Annotated in this window: 1 pseudogene; it reads left to right on the top strand. The window is 68.1% G+C overall.

The features are described from left to right. A pseudogene (locus I6F37_RS42060) lies at window positions 1-414 on the top strand (hypothetical protein); the annotation flags it as partial.

The raw sequence follows: 414 nt of genomic DNA on the forward strand, positions 1-414 counted from the left end.
GAACTGATGACCGGCTATCTGTCGGGCGGCTTCAACCCGCTCAGCAGAATGTCGGCCGCTTCGCTGATCGACATGGGCTACCCGCTCGTGAACGTCGACGCGTCCGACCTGTACACGCTCGGCAATGCGCTGCCGAGCGTCGGCACGCTCACCGCATCGGCCACCACGGCGATCGGTGCCCCGGTGACGCTGACGCTGGCGTCGATGAACGATGCCGATGGGATCGGCTCGGTCAGCTTCTTTCGAGAAAGCAACGGCATCGCCGGCCTGCAGGCGAGCGGGACGGTGTCGCCGGACACGCTGATCGTGAGCAACGTCGGCGCGAACGGCGTCGCGCAGGTCGCGACCAACGGGTGGTCGGCGGGCACGTACACGTTCTACGCCCGTGCCGCGGACGCGCGCGGGGCGTTGTCG

It is taken from the genome of Bradyrhizobium sp. NBAIM08, from assembly GCF_020193935.1.
In the GTDB taxonomy this organism is placed as follows: domain Bacteria; phylum Pseudomonadota; class Alphaproteobacteria; order Rhizobiales; family Xanthobacteraceae; genus Bradyrhizobium; species Bradyrhizobium yuanmingense.